This window comes from Jeotgalicoccus marinus DSM 19772 (assembly GCF_000425825.1).
Lineage (GTDB): Bacteria > Bacillota > Bacilli > Staphylococcales > Salinicoccaceae > Jeotgalicoccus > Jeotgalicoccus marinus.
Map to the genome: position 1 here is coordinate 26,712 of NZ_KE384461.1, position 16,994 is coordinate 43,705.

Below are 16,994 nucleotides of genomic sequence, written 5' to 3' on the forward strand. Positions count from 1 at the left end.
ACTCCTTATCGGTAAAAGAATTCTAATTCACCAGCAACGTACTCCGTAAAGTTGCCCATAGCCATACCGAAGACAACAATCGCAATAATTACGCCGACAAATCCGAGGGTTACACCGACAATAATAATTTTATTTTTTAATAAATACGTGACAATAAAGTGCGTCACGACAACAATCGCGATGACTAAAATCGCTAAAATTAGTGTAAACATAAGCCACCTCTATCCTTCTAGTGTTACAGCCACCCATTCTCTAACACTATTAATCATATATAGTTTAACTTCATTATTTTGATATTTCTTTTTCAAAGTCTCAACAGAATAATCTCGCTCTGTGAGTATGCCTTCTGTCAATAAAGACTGTCTCATGACACCATTTAATAACTCAGGTCTTAAAACAGGTGTCGTCAACACACCGTTTTCTTCAACGACAAGATTACCTATATTAAATTCTGTGACATTTAGACTATCATTATAATACAAAACGAGATCACAATCATTTGATTCACTATAATATTGATGTCTGACCGTCGTTTTGTGACTAGTGAAGTCCTCTGGTGCATACATAATTTTAGTCGATAAACACGCTGTCATGCTATGAACAGGTTCAACTTCTTGGTGGCTAATATTCATCACACCAGTGTGATCTAAAGTTAGGCGTAGCTTGTATACACCAGTGTGGATATCTTTAACTTCTATATAATTTTGAAGTTCACTTTGAGCATCGTCAAGTGGGTAGTTAAAGTAATCCGCACTTGTCTTCAAGCGATTGAGGTGTAGTGCTAAACGTTTGATATTACCTCTTTCTAGTCGCATCGACTCTATCAAAGCATACTGGCCTTGTTTTAGAAATGAAGTCTTATGGAGAATTTCTTCAAACTCTCCGCTCGGGTCTGAGTCATAGGTAATGCCGCCCCCTGCACCATATGTGTAGTTACCGTCTTCGATTACCATAGTACGAATAGGTACGTTGAAGATTATGGATTGGTCCGGGTAGAGTATACCGAGTGCACCACAATAATAGCCTCGTGGCGTTTTTTCGAGTTTGGAAATAATATCCATAGTCTTTATTTTAGGTGCACCGGTTATCGAGCCACAAGGAAAGAGCGCGTCAAAAGTATCACTTAGCTGAACGTCATCTCTTACTTTTGCTTCTACAACCGATATCATCTGGTAGACCGTTCGGTACTTTTCAATGGTAAACAGTTCAGTTGCCTCTACTGTGTTCTTTTTGGCAATTCTTGAGATGTCATTTCTTAAAAGATCAACAATCATTACATTTTCAGCCTGGTCTTTCTTTGAATGCCTTAAAAACTGATAGCTTTCATTGTCTTTCTCTTGGTCTTCAAATGTCGGTGCCGTCCCCTTCATCGGTTTTGTTCTTATCGTTCGGTTAGGATCAATTTCGAAGAATAATTCAGGGGATACACTAAGGATTTCTTTGTCATCTAAATCCACATACATTGCGTAATCTCCGTTGTTGCCGCTTGTAAGTTTTAAGAATAGCTGGTGGCTATCACCACTGAAATCTCCATACAATCTCGTCGTATAGTTCACTTGGTAGGTATGGCCATCCAGTATATAATTCCTTACTGCTTCAATGTTACTTTCTATTTCTTCTCTACTTTCACTGAGACTTGGTTCAGTCATGGTAAAGCGTCCTGTTTTTTCTCCTTGTAAAAAGGACTCATAAGATACAGGCGCATCAAAGATTCCAACAAAGTATTCGTCTTTTTCGTATGTGACGCCGACGACTGCGTAGTAACCTTTTTCCTGCATTGCTTTGGCATGGTTAACAGCTGTATCAAAAGATGTCGGTGCTTGAATCACTTCAATTGGTGAAGTGAAAAAATGTTCCTCGACCACACCATCTTTTTTGAATTTTGTATGTGCTCTCATCCTTGATTTTCCTCCACTGCAATTCTAATAAAGTTATTGACCTGGGCTCTGCCGTGCTCTGACAAAATTGCCTCTGGATGATATTGCACGCCAAAAACGGGGTAGGTTTTATGACGGATTGCCATATTGATGCCGTCTTCGGTCTGTCCAACAATATTGTAGTCATTAACTTGTCCATAACAACTTAAAGAATGGTACCTGCAGCCAATCACAGGTGTCGGGATATTAGCGTAAATATCTTTTTCGTTGTGATAGACCGGGTGCGCATGTCCGTGTATGGGACGTTTTCCATGAGAAACTTCTCCACCCGCTAAGTGCCAGAGCATTTGATGACCGAGACAAATACCAAATATCGGTTGGGTCGTAAAATATTTTTTAATAAAATCCAATACTTCCGGACGGTCTGTTGGATGTGATGGACCCGGCGATATAACAACACCAATAATATTATTATCCGCCATATTATATGAAGAAAGTTCATCTGGTCGGACCACTTTTACACCAACACCATAGGGGTTACTTTCCATATAGTGTACCAGATTATATGTAAAGGAATCATAGTTATCAATCATTAATAAATTCACTGGTCATTCTCCCTGAAAATCTGTTATTTTCTAATAATATCATATCAGACATCATTTAAATATTAGAATCAGTAACTAGTCGGATGTAATCATTCATCCATTAGTGTAAACTATGTAGTTAATAAGAATTTTAACTTTAAATTAGAATAGAAGGTTTAATATGACAAATGATAAGCCAAGAATTTGGACTCGTGATTTTATCATCATTGTATTTGCAAACTTTTTTATATTTACATCTTTTCAAATGACCTTACCTACGTTGCCACTTTACGTTCAAGAGATTAGTAATTCAAATACGTGGGTTGGCTTAATTGTAGGTATCTTCACTTTTTCTGCGCTAATAATTAGGCCCTTTGGTGGTAACTTATTGGATACAAGTGGACGTGCGCCAGTCTTTCTAGGCGGACTGTTGATTCTCGTTATTTCTTTGTATTCGCTCGCAATCAGCACTACGATTCTACTTTTAGTCATTGTGAGGGTTGTTCAAGGTGTGGGATGGGGATTATCCAATACTGCATCTGGTACTATCGCGTCTGACCTTGTACCTAAAGAACGTCGGGGTGAAGGCTTAGGTTACTTCGGCTTAAGTGGTAACCTTGCACTAGCAATCGGACCTGCATTCGGTCTATTTTTAGTCAATCATATTGAGTTCTCTACCCTATTTATGATCTGTGGTTCCTTAACACTGCTTGCCTTAATTTTGGCATTGAATATCAAGTACAAAAAAGCTGCACCAGTAACAAAAACAGATTACGAGGGAAAAACTCTACCAAAAGAACGCATGAAGTTCTTTGAAAAACGTGCCTTACCCGCTTCATCCCTACTGTTTTTTATTACATTTACGTTCGGTGGAATCGCAACATTTTTACCAGCCTATTCATTCCAACAAGGTCTGCCTTCATATGCCATACAGCTATATTTTGTCATCTATGCAATTTCCTTAGTCGCGACACGATTATTCGCTGGACGTATCTATGACCGCCGTGGGTTGGCAATTGTCTTTATACCAGGTTCAGTAATGATTATTATCGGCTTAATCTTCTTAGCTATTTTACAAAACGAAATGTTCCTTTATATAGGCGCTATATTTTATGGATTAGGATTTGGAACGATTCAACCCGCCTTACAAGCGTCAGCAATCAATACAACCCCACCAGAAAAAAGAGGTATGGCTAACGCGACCTTCTTCTCTGCTTTTGATTTAGGCGTTGGGCTCGGTGCAATGACATTTGGACTCGTTGCAGAGTTCATTGGGTACAGTTCAATATATTGGATTAGTGCAACAAGTGCGGCACTCGCTCTAGGACTATACTTTATTTTACGACTTAACAATAAATTCACTTCATAATTCAAAGAAATGTTTACAAGTCTTTGTTATTGGAAATATATGACTAGAAACAGTTTTTACTTTTTTAATAGGAGGAATTTAGTTATGGGTTGGTTATGGACATTAATAGTTGGCGGTATTCTCGGTTGGTTAGCTGGACTAATCATAAGTAAAGACGTACCGTTCGGTATTATCGGTAACATTATTGCAGGACTTATCGGTGCATCTATCGGTAATGCAATTGGTTTAGACTTCGGACCCACTCTAGGCGGAATGAGCATCATTGGTACATTAGCTGGTGCGATTATTCTAATTCTAGTGGTTTCATTTATCTTTAACTTGTTAAAAGGTAACAAGAAGGCTTAATGAAAGACTCACACCATGATTTGATTTATAAGTAGGTCTCGGGCAATCTGTCTAACCTGTTAAAAATATGTATTGAAAAACCATGGGGAGAATATTCTCCCCATGGTTTTTCTTTTATCCCATCTGCATTTCATACATTTTGCTATAGGTGCCTTGTTGCTGAATGAGTGCGCTATGATTACCTCGCTCTTTGATTACCCCGTTATCCAGTAAAATGATCTGATCTGCGTGTTGAATCGTTGATAGTCTATGCGCAATGATAAAGGTTGTTCTGTTGTGACTCACAACCTTCATGGCATATTGAATCATCTGTTCGGTTTCTGAGTCTATATTACTCGTTGCTTCATCTAAAACAAGTACTTGTGGATTAAACGCTAACGCACGTGCAAAAGATATAAGCTGCCTTTCTCCGAGCGATAGTGTTGCGCCGCGTTCTGTTAGTTCAGAGTGAATACCATTATCTAATTTACTTAAAAGATTCTCTCCTCCGACATCAATTAATGCTTTCTTAGCACTTTCTTCACTAATGTCCTTATTATTCAAACGAATGTTATACAAAAGCGATCCACTATAAATAAATGGATCTTGTAGAACGATGGACATAAACTTACGGAGTGATTTTTTATCGATATCGATAGTATTTCTATCATCAAAGTAAATACCACCTGAAGTCGGGTCATAAAATCGCATCAATAGATTGATAATGGAGCTTTTCCCGGATCCAGTGTGACCGACTAAGGCGACTGTTTCTCCTTGGCTCACATCGATGTTAATGTTTTTTAGGACATCTCTTTTGCCATCGTAGGAGAAGTTCACATTTCTAAAGTGAATGTTCCCCTTAAATTCCTCTAAGTCGTCGCCTGTATTTTCTTCTACTTCAGCATCCAATAATTCAAATACTTTGTTAGCCGCTACTCGAGCTTGTTCATAAACACTTAGTTGATTAACGATATTGAATAAGGGGTTAAAGAACCGCGTAATATAATCAACTAAGAGATACATCGTCCCCACTGTTAAAACTGTTGATTCGCTTAAATAGACTGATGCGAATATATAGACGAGTATGGCGAAAACGATAGAGCGAATGTTATTTGCTAAGTTATCTCCAGTTAAACTTTCGAGTTGTATTAGACCCTTTGTACTCTTGTAATAGTCATCATTAATCGCTTCAAATTCATCAGCGATTTGTTCTTGACGATTGAAAACTTGAATAATCGGCATGCCAATGATGGACTCATTAATCATAGCATTCATTTCACTGTTCTTCTCTCGTCTGATGTGGTTGTTATCATTAGAATATTTTTTATAAAGCATACCCCAAACAATAATAATCGGCATAAATATGAGCATCACTATACCTGTCCAAGTGTTGATGAAGAATACAACTGTCACTATACTACCGATCGTTAGGATACTTGCCATAAACATCGGAATCACCGATGTGAACAGTTCTAAAATCGATTCGGTATCGTTCGTAATGCGTGCAACCACCTTACCTGCTGGTAGGTTATCAAAATATTTAATGGGTAGGCGTTGGACGTGACCGAAGACTTCCTTCCTCATCTTTTGAATGGCTTTAGAACCGGCTGTCGCTAGTAAAATCTGTGCAAAAAATGTAGTGATTGCATGGATAATCTTCAAGCCCATAAATAGTGCAATTAAATATAAAATCGGCTCTAAAATGATATTGCCTTCTCCTAATTTTATATGTTCGTCAATAATTCTCGCTGCAATCAATGGACCGACTAATTCAAAAGCTGTCATCAGAATCATCAATATGACTCCAGAAAAAAAGATACCTTTAAAGCTTAGAATATATGGAAACAATCGTTTTAGTTCAGTCATCCCTCAGACACCTCCCTTGATGTAGTAGTGGTTTTGTTCTTTATACCAGCCTTCTCTTTTAGACAATTCTTCATGCGTACCTTCTTGTGCTAAACGTCCATTTTCAAGGACGATAATTTTATCCGCATGGTGGACAGCTGACAATCGATGCGTCACGATAATGGTTGTTTTTCCTTGACGTTTCTCTCGAATGTGATTGATAATTCTTTGCTCAGTTCTTGCATCCACTGCACTTAAGGCGTCGTCCAAAATTAAGATATCTGGATTCTTAATCAAACTTCTCGCAATTGAAATTCTCTGTTTTTGTCCTCCACTTAAGGAGACCCCTTTCTCCCCAACAAGCGTATCTAGACCATCTGGCATGCGTTTAAGATCTTCATCAAAAGCACTTAACTCAATCGCCTGTTGTAATTCCTCATAAGTGGCATCTGGTTTACCAAAGAGAATATTTTCCTTTACAGTTCTTGAAAACAGTATGTTTTCCTGGGAAACGTAACCGAGCTTATCTCTTAACTTATCTCTGTCGAGTTCTGAGACATTTAAACCATCAATAATTAGATCCCCACTACCTTCAGGGTAAATTCTTAGTAATTGTTTAATAAAAGTCGACTTCCCACTGCCAGTCTTACCAACAACACCAAGTGTTTCTCCCTTGTTAAGCTCGACTGTTATATCTTCTAAATTGTTATGCTTTGATAGCGGATATTTAAAAGTAACATTATTAAAACTAAACTCTGGCGTTTCAACCACTTTCATTCCTTCGTAGTCGAGTACATCTTTTTCATCTAAAACTTGTTGGATACGGTCGTAAGAAGCATTTCCTCGCTCCATTACATTAAACAACATACCAAGTGCATACATTGGCCAAATTAGCATATTTAAATAGACGTTAAAGGTAATGAGCTGGCCAACAGAAATGGATCCATTATTAACCAAGACTGCACCGTAACCAAATGAAATCGCTATGCTGAGTGAGACTACTAAAATCGTTAACGGCTGAAAGAAAGCATCTAGTTTTTCCACTTTCATATACTTCTTTAAATAATTTTCCGTCAACTGATGAAAACGTCCCGCTTCTTGTGTCTCTTGAACGTAACTTCGTGTTAAGCGGACACCTTCCACTACTTCTAAGACTGCATCATTCATAACGCCAAAGGATTCTTGTGCGGTCTTATGATTCTTATTTATTTTCTTTCCAAGACGTTGTTCTAAAATCGCTAATAATGGTAAAGGCAAGAGCGCAAAAAATGTCAGTGGCCAACTGATGCTAAAGCCCATCACTAAGACGATCGTTAGTAAGAAAGTCGTAGCATCGAGTAAAGTAATGACACCAAAGCCTGTCGACATGTATATCGTCTTCAAGTCATTAGTTGATTTCGCCATCAAATCTCCGGTCTTATTCTTCTCATAAAAACTTGGAGAAAATGCGAGGAATTTCTTCATTAAACGACTTCTTAAAATATTTTCAATTTTTATGGCACCTTCAAATAAGAGAAAGCCCCAGAAATAAGTACCAGCATAAGATAAAATAATGACTAATAAGAAAACAATGATAATTTGCCACATTAATGTTTGTGTCATTGTGTCGTTGTTAATAAGATCAATTGTTCGGCCGATCAATTGCGGGGGAATGATGTCGAGTAAATTTGACATCATTAGTAATACAAAAATAACAATGTATCGTTTTTTGTTCTCCCGAATGTACCAGCCAATTTTCTTGATGTAACTAAACATAATTTGTACCCCCAAATATCCCTCTGTTTAAATCACTTACACCCTCTCTTGACAAAAAAAGCGCGCACTATTATTGTGCACGCTAAAAAACTGCATAAAAATAGAGAGGGGTCTCCTCTCTATTTCATATATTTATAGTTCTAGAAATTACCTTTATAAAATGTAAAATACAGAGGTTTGCATATGTTTTTGTGAAATTAATAATGGTTCATTCGTTCTTAATTTCATAATGCCTTACCTCCTTTTAGAATTTGTCACAATTTCATCATAATTTAAATATTTACACATTTCAAGGGAATTTTCTAAAAATTATATAAGATATTACTTATTCGGTTTTACAGTGACGCCACCAGGTTCATTTGACAATACCCAGTTTGCAGAAAGTACATTTTCTAAGTCTGCCACTTGGTCTTTACTTAGTTCCAGACCAGAAATAGTGAACTCATCGACTTGGTAATCTTCATCTGCAAATTTACCAAACTTCATTTTGATTAGATTTTTTAATCCGTTGAATGTTAAGAATTTAACCTTGTAACCGTCGTTGACGATAGAATCAAAATCAGCATTCTTACTCAATTCAACCAAAGCATCAAAGTCCATATTCTCTTTGATGGCTTTAAATTCTTCTATTTCTCCAGCTTTAATATTGTTAATAATTGTTTCATTATCAACGCCATTCCCTTTCAAGGTTTCAATAGCGTATGCTTCCATCAAAGTAATAGATTCCATAGTGTGATGTGCCTCCTAGAAATGTTTACCCCATTATAGCATTTTTAGTGTGAAATTAAGACGTAGGTGGCTCAGGTAAATTGAACAGGAATAGATTTTTTAAACCAAGTAGTCTCCTTATTTTATTACTTATGTCCCGATGTCCTTCAAATACTGGTCCAGATAACTCAACTCTAGCAAGATCATCAAAATTAATATCCATGACCCAGACAGGTACATCAGTCACTTCAACACTACAACTATTTGTGGATAAGAACTCTTGCTCTATCAATGTCATTATACTTTCTGCAGTTGCCTTCGATACTTTATAATATTCTTGAGCTAAGCAAGGATTTTTTTCAGAATAACTTGCTAGTCCGTAATATCTGAGCCAAACTCTACCGTTATTTGAAATGGTAATTTTCTGGATATGAAGTTCTTCTGAATCTGGTAATACACCCCAACCAAAGTCACTAGATTCTATTCTAATTGTTTTAATTTTATTCATAGTAACTTTGTACGATGTCTGCAAGTTTTGATTGTTCAAGTAGAGTCACTGGAACAAGGAAGGTCACTGTCACCACACCTGGGTTTCTACCGATATCAATTGCTCCAGTAATGGTTGCTCTATTCATAACTTCTGGAACATCAATTTCAAGTAATTTGGCAGCTCTCTCTAAGCCATTAGACGTTGCATCATTAAGCGTTGCACCACTACCAACAAATGACAATGGATAAGATTTTTCTAAGTTATCAATTCCCCATTGTAGGGCTAGTTTATCCGCTTTAAGTAGCTCCTCATCAGAAAATGGCTTAGCGACAGGTGGTAGATCCTCTACCAAAGGTAATAAAATCGGGCCATCAATGTTTATATCCTTTAATACCTTAACTTTAAGATCAACAATACCCGCGACATCAGTAGTGTGGCCAGCAATTTCACCGTTTCCTTGCATAGCATGCATATCACCTAAATACACACCACCACCTTCAACTTTTACAGGACAAATAATAATTGCCCCTTCTCTCACCCTATTTATATCCATATGACCATCCGTACGGTCTTCAAGTTCCTCAACGGTTTTGGAATATTCATGAGGTGCATCGATTAAAAACTGTCCAAAATCACCAGCATTATGTGAATCTGGAAATGGAGATGCCGGTACAGTACCGAGTTGACCTAAAAATGGAATCACACGTGCAAGCGCGCCGACAATATCATGTGGTGCAAAGGTAACTACAGGATTTTGAATAGAATTCTCAGGTGTATTCATATAACTTTTAGATTCTTCAGCAACTTTCTCAGCAGCATCTTTATTTAAGGTGATTCCTAACGTTTTATCGTCATCAAAAGCCATAGTATAAGCATTCGAAAATGTAAACGGAGTGACATCCTCACCACATTCCGCACACTTAATAGCGCCCTGACCGATACCATCTATCACAGTTTTTGGATTCTTCGAACCACAATTTGGACATATACCAGCAACAAACGGATCACCGTTGAAGCGGCCTTCCATTGGTTTATCATTACCAGAAGCAGTGACGGTTGATGTCACACGAATTGAGTTAATTTTTATGGCAATCGCATCACCAACTTCAGCACCTTCAACAAAAACAGGTTTTGTTACTTCGTGGCCACCCTTTAGTTCTGGAGTAATCATTGGTCCCCAACAACCCGGTGCGGTATTTGCAACAATCGTTCCCTTATCCTTAACAAAGTACGACATTTCTTGAGTCGGATCTAAAACACCATCGGTAAACTTATCCACGTAAACAGTCTGCTTAAAATTACGGTTTGTCATTTAATCAGCTCCTTATTCACTATTATACTGATTTGAATTATATTATCTAACTTTTCAGTTATTTTTAGAGGATAAAAATATCTGTGGTAGCAATAGATTATTTTTTAAGTTTGAGGGTCAACGGCGAAGTAGTGTTAGACTCTGGAACGATCTGAAGGTCAACACCGAAATGACATTAGACCCCAAAACGCTCTGAAGGTCAACGGCAATTCACCGTTGACCTCTCTATCATAATCCCTATTTAAACTAAGCCTTCTACATCTGCTTTCTTATGACTTTTTGTAAGAATCATAGTAAATATGAGTGCGATCAATGCGATGACAAATATAATCGTCATCACCATAGACACACCGTAAATATCTGCAACTTTCCCAAGTACTGGTGCGAACACGCCACCTGCACTGACTGATAGTCCTAAAGTGACTCCGGAGGCTAGCCCGACTCTGTTTGGTAAATATTGTTGGCCCAGCACAACCAATGAACTATACGGCATAAAGATTAAGAAGCCTGTAATCATAATCATCATGGCCGACAGTATAAATGATTCTGTAACTGATAAAATAAACAGCACTGGTACAATCAACACAAAGCTGTATTGAATCACTTTCAGATAGCCGACTCGATCTGCGATTCTACCGCTTCTTTTCCTATTTCTTTTGTCTAACTAGATGCTCTAGGGTTTTTTCATACTCCTGACGCTGACACATGGTCAAATCCCTATCCTCTAATCTCTCTTTTGCCACTTGGATATTACGGTCTAACTTTTCTTGATCCACTTCTTCACTGTAAGCACCATTTTTCTTTTGCTTACGCTTGTCCATCAAATCTCTCAACAATCTTAGTGAAGTCATGCCTGGTAATGATTTTTTCATAATGATCCCTCCATGTATAAGACGGTTCAACTAGGGTATAAGTATATTAATTCAGTGCATTTAGGAGGTTCTACCTTATGCAAATTGTTCTTGCCCTAATTTTTATATTGTGTGCCTATCCAATTATAAGACTTTTAATTTATATGCCGTTTAAAAACTATTTTAAAGGTAATACAAACAAACCTATAATCTATACTTTACTCACTTGTATCATAATCGCAATTGTTCTACTTAGTATTGCTTATTTAAATACAGGTTTTCCTATTGAACATGGTAGTTTAAACCGCTTAAGTCAAAATTACATCTATATATTTCCAGTGCTCATTGTGCTTGCAATTATTAGTTCGATTTTTCTACTTGTCCAAAATCGTTCAAAATCTACTGAAGTTAGTCAGCAGGAACTACCTATGGAAACTAAAGACGAATCTTCTACACCCACATCATCAAAAGATGAACCTAGTCTTGAAAATATGTTTCTAATTATACTCTTAATCGGGATTGGTATTTTCATCCTATTTGTCGGCTATTTCGTTTGGGCCATATACAACACTTAAATATATTCATTTAACACTTCTATAAAATTTTGAGCTGCTTTTGAAAGCCGATGATCTTTTAACCAGATTAAGCCGATGTCTCCAGTGAGCTCGGCTTCTTCTTGTATTTTGTGGACATGTACTGGGTACTCTTTATATAAATAAATCAGTGATTCTGGAACGATGGCAACTCCAAAATTACTTGATACAAGCTGCATCATCAATTTCAAATCTGAAAACTCAGCAATAACATTGGGTTCAATCTTAGCCTTTGAAAAGGCTTCATGTATGGAATAGTAAACACCTAACCCTTTGATACTCGGCAACACCAGTGGATATTGACTGATTTCTTCTAAGGTGACTTCCTCATCAAACAACCGTTCATCTGTTGAAGTAACAACATAAAATGATTCACTGTGTAAGTGATGTAAGGTAAAATCATCAATCTCTAATGGCAACCGAACCAAAGCCATTTCAACTTCTCTTTGCTTTAATAGATAACAGAGTAGAGATGATTCATTTTGATGTATTTTATATGTGATTTTAGGATACTTTTTCTTATATTCATGAAAGACAGTATCTAAATTTGCTAAAGAAAATGTGTTGATACCAATAGAAAGTTTACCATCGACACCACTGCCAACATCTCTCACTTCAATTTTTGCTTCTTCTAGCATTTGAGTAATCTCAAGTGCGTACTTGTATAAGGTCTTTCCTTCCTCAGTTAATTCTAGAAATTTTCCGCTTCTTTCAAATAATATTTCTCCGACTGATGTTTCTAAATTTTTCAATTGCTGACTCAAAGGCGGCTGTGACATATAAAGCTTTTTGGCCGCTGCAGAGATCTGTTTTTCATCTGCAATGACAAGGAAATAACGTAATTGTCTAATGTCCATTAATACACCTCATGTATATGAAAAAAGTTGGTAAAACTAATTTTATTAATATTTTATGTATATTAATCTTAATGGTATCATATTAGTTATTGTAATTTATACCAAATATGGCTGGGGGAAAAATGATTGAAAAACTTGTACAATCGAAATACTTTAATATTATTGTTTGTCATTGCAGCTGTTTCCATTAACCTACGTTTAGGTATAACATCTATCGGGCCATTAATGGATACGCTAAAAGAGTCCTTAAATTTATCTAGTACACAGGCGAGTCTTTTAACGACAGTACCTGTGTTATGTATGGGTATTTTTGCCTTACTTGCAACAGTACTCAACAAGACGCTCGGGTCAAAAATCACTTTATTATTAATGCTTTCCATCCTACTTATTTCTACATTAATCCGTGGTTTTTACACAGGATTTATAACTTTACTTATTTCTGCATTTTTTGTTGGTCTAGCAATTGCTGTCTTAGCGCCAACGCTATCATCTGTTATTAAAAAATACTTTCCAGGACATGCTGCCGTTGCGATCGGTATCTCTTCCTTCTTTATGAGCGCAGGTTCAGCAACCACAGCAGCTCTAACAGGGGCCTTTTATACAAGTATGGATTCATACCCATTCGCCTTAGCAATCTGGTCAGTATTCTCATTTTTAGCGATTATTGTCGTCTTATTTATTTACAAACCTGGTGCCCAAAACAACACACCATCCCAAGCTGTGCCTGAATTTAAATATAATTTCCCGTCACCTTGGGTACAAAAAATGCCTTGGTTATTCATGTTATTCTATGCCTTACAAGCTGCCTTATATTTTTCTACATTAACATGGCTTGTACCTATGTCCGTAGATAATGGTATGTCAATGATTCAAGGTGGGATGTTACTCGCTGCAGTTATGGCTATGCAAGTCGTATTTAACCTACTATTCCCGATCTTGATGGAAAAATATCCTGCAAGAAGAAATTGGATATTCTTAATAAGCGGTATCGGTGCCATTGCAACAGGATTATTCTGGACTGGAGATCATACATTAATGTGGATTGCTGCCTTTATGATGGGGATTCCATTAGGTGGACTCTATTCCGCAGCCATGATGTTACCATTAGATGAAACAGTTACCTCACAAGGTGCGAACTCATGGACTGCTATGATGCAAACCGGCGGATGTATCTTAGGCGGACTCTTCCCATTCGTAATCGGATGGATATTCGATATTACACATAACCATAATTACACAATGTCGATACTTTTAGGCTTATATGTGGTTGGTTTCTTGTTAATTACTGCAATTGGTAATAAAACTGAGAAGAATTATGATGATTATATTGTAAGAGACCCTGAGAATATCGCAGGTTAAGAGGATTGAATGAGCACGCCAACTTCTCATGTCCATCCTAGACAAATAGCCTTAAAACATAGATCACACAAACTAAAAGGACTGGGCCAATAATGGTCCAGTCCTTTACTATTATAGTATTATCCCCAAACTTCCTCAGCGATTTCTTTAACCAACTGAAGTTTAGCCCATTGTTCTTCTTCAGTCAGGTTATTTCCTTCTTCAGTCGATGCAAATCCACATTGTGGACTTAAGCATAATCTATCCTTACTAATGTATTTCGCAGCTTCTTCGATTCTTCCTTTAATTTCTTCTTTGTCCTCTAACTCAGGAATTTTTGAAGAGATTAATCCAAGGACGACTTGTTTGTCTCCACTTACTTTGGCTAATGATTCAAATCCACCTGCACGTTCTGTATCAAATTCCAAATAGTAACCTGCTACATTTTCTTTCCCGAATAATTCATCAGATACTTTGTCATATGCACCGGATGATGCCCAAGTTGAACGGTAATTACCACGGCAAACATGTGTAGTAATTGTAAGATTTTCAGGCTTCCCTTCAATGGCAGCATTGTTTAGATTCACATTTTTTTGGCTGAGTGATTCAACTGTGAAGTCGTCATTCATGTTCTTCCAGAAATTCTCATCGACGATCATGCCCCATGTGCAGTCATCAATTTGTAGGTTCGTACATCCAGCTGCTGATAATTCTTGTATAAATGTCTGATATGCACTCGCAATATCCTTCAAAAGGTCTTCTTCATTCGGGTAAAATTCTTCAGTCGCAGCCTTGTTTTCCGGACGGACAAGTTCTGCTAAAAACTGTGCTGGAGCTGGAATCGTCAGACGTGCAATGACATCGTCGTCAGCAAACTGCTGAACAAATTTAAAATGTTCGATAAATGGATGATTCTCTCCACTAATCTTTCCTGTTAAACGTGCTGTCTCTGCTCTTGTTTCAACATCTGCGAACTTGTAACCTTGCTCAGCTTCGACTTTCTCTACACCGTTTAGCCCCCAAAAGAAATCTAAGTGCCACCAAGAACGACGAAACTCACCATCTGTGATTGCTTTTAGTCCAGCTGCTTTTTGTTTTTGTATTAAGTTTTCAATGACTTCATTTTCTACTTGTGTTAATTCATCTTGAGAAATTTCACCATTTTTGAAATCTTCGCGTGCGGCTTTTAATTTAACGGGACGTAAGAAACTCCCTACATTATCGAATTTAAATGGTGCTGTTTTAGTAGATGTTACTGTCATGACTAACCACTCCTTCATCTTTTCTATGAATTTATGGTAGCACAGCTTCATAGTAATAGCGTAACTGTTAAATTTCATGATTGGTTATAACTTTTAGCTATACCATATATAAATTAATTAAAAAAGATTCTAAAGATGAGACGTGGAATATAAAGTATGAATTCGAAGAAGGTATTAAATAATATATCAAAAATATTTACTTCCTTACGGTCCTTATGATGTGTGGGCTTAGTATGGTCATCTCCATATTTATATTGAGTCATTACGTCACCCTTCCTAATATTGTTATTTATTTTCTATTCCCTTTTATGGTGAACAACTAACTACTTATATTCAAATTGGGTATAGGTTAAGAAAGAGTAGCTAACGGCATTACCTTTAACAACTGCTTAAGATCTTTAAGATAAAAGTGTTTGGAGGTGTATGAAGTGAGTAAAGAGGAGGAAAATAGTAAGGGGAATAGTGGTGGCGCTGTAGGAATTGGGCTAGGTATTGGTGTGGTGCTTGGTGCAGTTATTGGACTTGTGATGGATAATTTAGCGACTGGTATAGCGCTTGGAGTCGCTTTTGGTGCAGCCGTTGGTAGCATGGGATATTTGGGTAAAAAGTAGATAAAATAAGAACGCCATATCGTTTGGGCGTTCTTTCTGATATTTGTTGAAACCTATATTTCTCTCGATAGCCTCACCATATCCATACATTGGATTCCATTTTCAAATATCGCTTCATCATAATGTTTAAGAAAATAACCTTGATCTACTCCTCTAATTCTAAAACCACATTTTTGGTAAAAAGCAAGTTGGTCGATACTAGAGTTCCCTGTACCTACTTCTAACTTTCTATAGCCCATATCTTTGGCTCTTTGAATTGCATCTTCTATAAGGAGCTTTCCTATTCCCTGATTTTGATGAGTTTCGTCGATGGCGATATTGATTAACTCAAGCGAGGATGCATCATTAGGATAGAGTACATAAACACCAACACTTTGACCATTATTCGTTTTAGCAATATAACAATGACCATTCTGTAAATAGTTCTTAATTTTTTCTTCAGAAGGATCGGCTAACAACAATAAATCCATCGGTGCCGCTTCATTTTGTGATAATAAATTAATTTTCATTATTAACTCCTATACATTTTAATAATGTCAAAGTAATAGTAGCCGGACCCTATCACTCATCACTATAACTAGAATCCCTTTTTTTATCTTTATATTTTGGTTTCATGTAAATTCCACAGAAGATACCAGCACTGACACCATATAAAATGGACCTAAGTATAATTTCCGACATATCTTTACTTTGCGGCAATATATCATTTAAAAAATAGAATAATAGACAATATACTATAAATAGCTTTAAAAACTCTGACATATTATACAACTTATACAACTTTTCATGAAGTCTTTTCATTTCCAAATCTCCTCAAAAAAATTTAGGAAAGTTAAATCGATAATAATATTCCCATTTTGAAAATATGGTAGACTTGGTTCTGTTGCAAAGTTGAATTTATAGTATAATTTTAACAAAAAGGAGTCTTCTGTATGAACTATTTCAGATATAAACAATTTAACAAGGATGTTATCACTGTAGCCGTTGGCTACTATCTAAGATATGCATTGAGTTATCGTGATATATCTGAAATATTAAGGGAACGTGGTGTAAACGTTCATCATTCAACGGTCTACCGTTGGGTTCAAGAATATGCCCCAATTTTGTATCAAATTTGGAAGAAAAAGCATAAAAAAGCTTATTACAAATGGCGTATTGATGAGACGTACATCAAAATAAAAGGAAAATGGAGCTATTTATATCGTGCCATTGATGCAG

Annotated in this window: 19 protein-coding genes and 1 pseudogene; 6 read left to right on the forward strand and 14 right to left on the reverse strand. The window is 36.8% G+C overall.

The features are described 5' to 3' along the window. Positions 1–5: 5 nt before the first annotated feature. The 3 genes from H624_RS0111240 to H624_RS0111250 are packed head-to-tail and all read right to left on the reverse strand — an operon-like array spanning position 6 to position 2,470. Entirely contained in the window at positions 6–212 is a 207-nt protein-coding gene (locus tag H624_RS0111240; protein WP_026867693.1) for a hypothetical protein, read from the reverse strand. A gap of 9 nt (positions 213–221) precedes the next feature. Continuing rightward, complete coding sequence (pabB, locus tag H624_RS0111245; RefSeq protein ID WP_026867694.1) at positions 222–1,898, reverse strand: aminodeoxychorismate synthase component I; 1,677 nt, start codon at positions 1,896–1,898, stop codon at positions 222–224. After that, positions 1,895–2,470 (reverse strand): anthranilate synthase component II, encoded by a 576-nt coding sequence (locus H624_RS0111250; protein ID WP_035857372.1) that lies wholly within the window; start codon positions 2,468–2,470, stop codon positions 1,895–1,897. Before H624_RS0111250 ends, pabB begins: the two co-directional genes overlap by 4 nt. 172 nt (positions 2,471–2,642) lie before the next feature. On the opposite strand from H624_RS0111250, the gene H624_RS0111255 reads away from it, so the two are divergent. Then, a complete protein-coding gene (locus tag H624_RS0111255) occupies positions 2,643–3,830 on the forward strand; it encodes an MFS transporter (protein WP_026867696.1) in 1,188 nt (395 codons plus the stop codon). Positions 3,831–3,914: 84 nt separating this feature from the next. Next, complete coding sequence (locus H624_RS0111260) at positions 3,915–4,175, forward strand: GlsB/YeaQ/YmgE family stress response membrane protein (RefSeq protein WP_026867697.1); 261 nt, start codon at positions 3,915–3,917, stop codon at positions 4,173–4,175. A 114-nt stretch (positions 4,176–4,289) separates the two neighbouring features. Here H624_RS0111260 and H624_RS0111265 read toward each other — a convergent pair whose 3' ends face one another. The 7 genes from H624_RS0111265 to H624_RS0111295 form a co-directional block, all read right to left on the reverse strand. Beyond that, positions 4,290–6,020, reverse strand: a complete 1,731-nt coding sequence (locus tag H624_RS0111265; RefSeq protein ID WP_026867698.1) for an ABC transporter ATP-binding protein — start codon at positions 6,018–6,020, stop codon at positions 4,290–4,292. A 3-nt stretch (positions 6,021–6,023) separates the two neighbouring features. Further along, on the reverse strand, positions 6,024–7,754 hold the full coding sequence (locus H624_RS0111270) for an ABC transporter ATP-binding protein (protein ID WP_026867699.1): 1,731 nt from the start codon (positions 7,752–7,754) through the stop codon (positions 6,024–6,026). A 321-nt stretch (positions 7,755–8,075) separates the two neighbouring features. Continuing rightward, complete coding sequence (locus tag H624_RS0111275) at positions 8,076–8,483, reverse strand: hypothetical protein (protein WP_026867700.1); 408 nt, start codon at positions 8,481–8,483, stop codon at positions 8,076–8,078. Between the two features lie 55 nt (positions 8,484–8,538). Next, positions 8,539–8,970, reverse strand: coding sequence for a hypothetical protein (locus H624_RS0111280; RefSeq protein WP_026867701.1), 432 nt, complete (start codon positions 8,968–8,970; stop codon positions 8,539–8,541). Continuing rightward, positions 8,963–10,264 carry an acetamidase/formamidase family protein gene (locus H624_RS0111285; protein ID WP_026867702.1) on the reverse strand — a complete coding sequence of 434 codons (1,302 nt, stop codon included), beginning with the start codon at positions 10,262–10,264 and terminating at the stop codon, positions 8,963–8,965. Before H624_RS0111285 ends, H624_RS0111280 begins: the two co-directional genes overlap by 8 nt. 241 nt (positions 10,265–10,505) lie before the next feature. Next, the gene (locus H624_RS0111290; protein ID WP_051220595.1) at positions 10,506–10,868 is read right to left on the reverse strand and encodes an MFS transporter; all 363 of its coding nucleotides are present in this window, start codon (positions 10,866–10,868) and stop codon (positions 10,506–10,508) included. Between the two features lie 43 nt (positions 10,869–10,911). Next, positions 10,912–11,136, reverse strand: coding sequence for a hypothetical protein (locus H624_RS0111295; protein WP_026867704.1), 225 nt, complete (start codon positions 11,134–11,136; stop codon positions 10,912–10,914). A 77-nt stretch (positions 11,137–11,213) separates the two neighbouring features. On the opposite strand from H624_RS0111295, the gene H624_RS0111300 reads away from it, so the two are divergent. Then, positions 11,214–11,690: a hypothetical protein gene (locus H624_RS0111300; RefSeq protein ID WP_026867705.1), complete on the forward strand. Its 477-nt coding sequence runs from the start codon at positions 11,214–11,216 to the stop codon at positions 11,688–11,690. Here the strand turns inward: H624_RS0111300 and H624_RS0111305 are convergent. Then, the gene (locus tag H624_RS0111305) at positions 11,687–12,565 is read right to left on the reverse strand and encodes a LysR family transcriptional regulator (RefSeq protein ID WP_026867706.1); all 879 of its coding nucleotides are present in this window, start codon (positions 12,563–12,565) and stop codon (positions 11,687–11,689) included. The genes H624_RS0111300 and H624_RS0111305 overlap by 4 nt on opposite strands. 126 nt (positions 12,566–12,691) lie before the next feature. On the opposite strand from H624_RS0111305, the gene H624_RS12155 reads away from it, so the two are divergent. After that, complete coding sequence (locus H624_RS12155) at positions 12,692–13,924, forward strand: MFS transporter (protein WP_051220596.1); 1,233 nt, start codon at positions 12,692–12,694, stop codon at positions 13,922–13,924. A gap of 119 nt (positions 13,925–14,043) precedes the next feature. Here the strand turns inward: H624_RS12155 and H624_RS0111315 are convergent, their stop codons facing one another. Next, positions 14,044–15,165, reverse strand: a complete 1,122-nt coding sequence (locus H624_RS0111315; protein ID WP_026867707.1) for a 5-methyltetrahydropteroyltriglutamate--homocysteine S-methyltransferase — start codon at positions 15,163–15,165, stop codon at positions 14,044–14,046. Positions 15,166–15,278: 113 nt separating this feature from the next. Continuing rightward, positions 15,279–15,428: a hypothetical protein gene (locus H624_RS12650; RefSeq protein WP_156889197.1), complete on the reverse strand. Its 150-nt coding sequence runs from the start codon at positions 15,426–15,428 to the stop codon at positions 15,279–15,281. A gap of 165 nt (positions 15,429–15,593) precedes the next feature. On the opposite strand from H624_RS12650, the gene H624_RS0111320 reads away from it, so the two are divergent. After that, positions 15,594–15,776 (forward strand): glycine zipper domain-containing protein, encoded by a 183-nt coding sequence (locus H624_RS0111320; RefSeq protein ID WP_026867708.1) that lies wholly within the window; start codon positions 15,594–15,596, stop codon positions 15,774–15,776. Between the two features lie 53 nt (positions 15,777–15,829). Here H624_RS0111320 and H624_RS0111325 read toward each other — a convergent pair whose 3' ends face one another. After that, positions 15,830–16,285, reverse strand: coding sequence for a GNAT family N-acetyltransferase (locus H624_RS0111325; RefSeq protein ID WP_026867709.1), 456 nt, complete (start codon positions 16,283–16,285; stop codon positions 15,830–15,832). Positions 16,286–16,708: 423 nt separating this feature from the next. On the opposite strand from H624_RS0111325, the pseudogene H624_RS0111340 reads away from it, so the two are divergent. Then, positions 16,709–16,994 (forward strand): annotated as a pseudogene (locus tag H624_RS0111340) (IS6-like element IS257 family transposase); the annotation flags it as partial.

Coding starts and splice junctions, on each gene's coding strand:
- H624_RS0111285 (WP_026867702.1), bottom strand. CDS start 10,264: ATGACAAACCGTAATTTTAAGCAGACTGTTTACGTGGATAAGTTTACC.
- H624_RS12650 (WP_156889197.1), bottom strand. CDS start 15,428: ATGACTCAATATAAATATGGAGATGACCATACTAAGCCCACACATCAT.
- H624_RS0111295 (WP_026867704.1), bottom strand. CDS start 11,136: ATGAAAAAATCATTACCAGGCATGACTTCACTAAGATTGTTGAGAGAT.
- pabB (WP_026867694.1), bottom strand. CDS start 1,898: ATGAGAGCACATACAAAATTCAAAAAAGATGGTGTGGTCGAGGAACAT.
- H624_RS0111300 (WP_026867705.1), top strand. CDS start 11,214: ATGCAAATTGTTCTTGCCCTAATTTTTATATTGTGTGCCTATCCAATT.
- H624_RS0111280 (WP_026867701.1), bottom strand. CDS start 8,970: ATGAATAAAATTAAAACAATTAGAATAGAATCTAGTGACTTTGGTTGG.
- H624_RS0111305 (WP_026867706.1), bottom strand. CDS start 12,565: ATGGACATTAGACAATTACGTTATTTCCTTGTCATTGCAGATGAAAAA.
- H624_RS0111275 (WP_026867700.1), bottom strand. CDS start 8,483: ATGGAATCTATTACTTTGATGGAAGCATACGCTATTGAAACCTTGAAA.
- H624_RS0111325 (WP_026867709.1), bottom strand. CDS start 16,285: ATGAAAATTAATTTATTATCACAAAATGAAGCGGCACCGATGGATTTA.
- H624_RS0111270 (WP_026867699.1), bottom strand. CDS start 7,754: ATGTTTAGTTACATCAAGAAAATTGGCTGGTACATTCGGGAGAACAAA.
- H624_RS0111240 (WP_026867693.1), bottom strand. CDS start 212: ATGTTTACACTAATTTTAGCGATTTTAGTCATCGCGATTGTTGTCGTG.
- H624_RS0111255 (WP_026867696.1), top strand. CDS start 2,643: ATGACAAATGATAAGCCAAGAATTTGGACTCGTGATTTTATCATCATT.
- H624_RS0111260 (WP_026867697.1), top strand. CDS start 3,915: ATGGGTTGGTTATGGACATTAATAGTTGGCGGTATTCTCGGTTGGTTA.
- H624_RS0111250 (WP_035857372.1), bottom strand. CDS start 2,470: ATGATTGATAACTATGATTCCTTTACATATAATCTGGTACACTATATG.
- H624_RS0111265 (WP_026867698.1), bottom strand. CDS start 6,020: ATGACTGAACTAAAACGATTGTTTCCATATATTCTAAGCTTTAAAGGT.
- H624_RS0111315 (WP_026867707.1), bottom strand. CDS start 15,165: ATGACAGTAACATCTACTAAAACAGCACCATTTAAATTCGATAATGTA.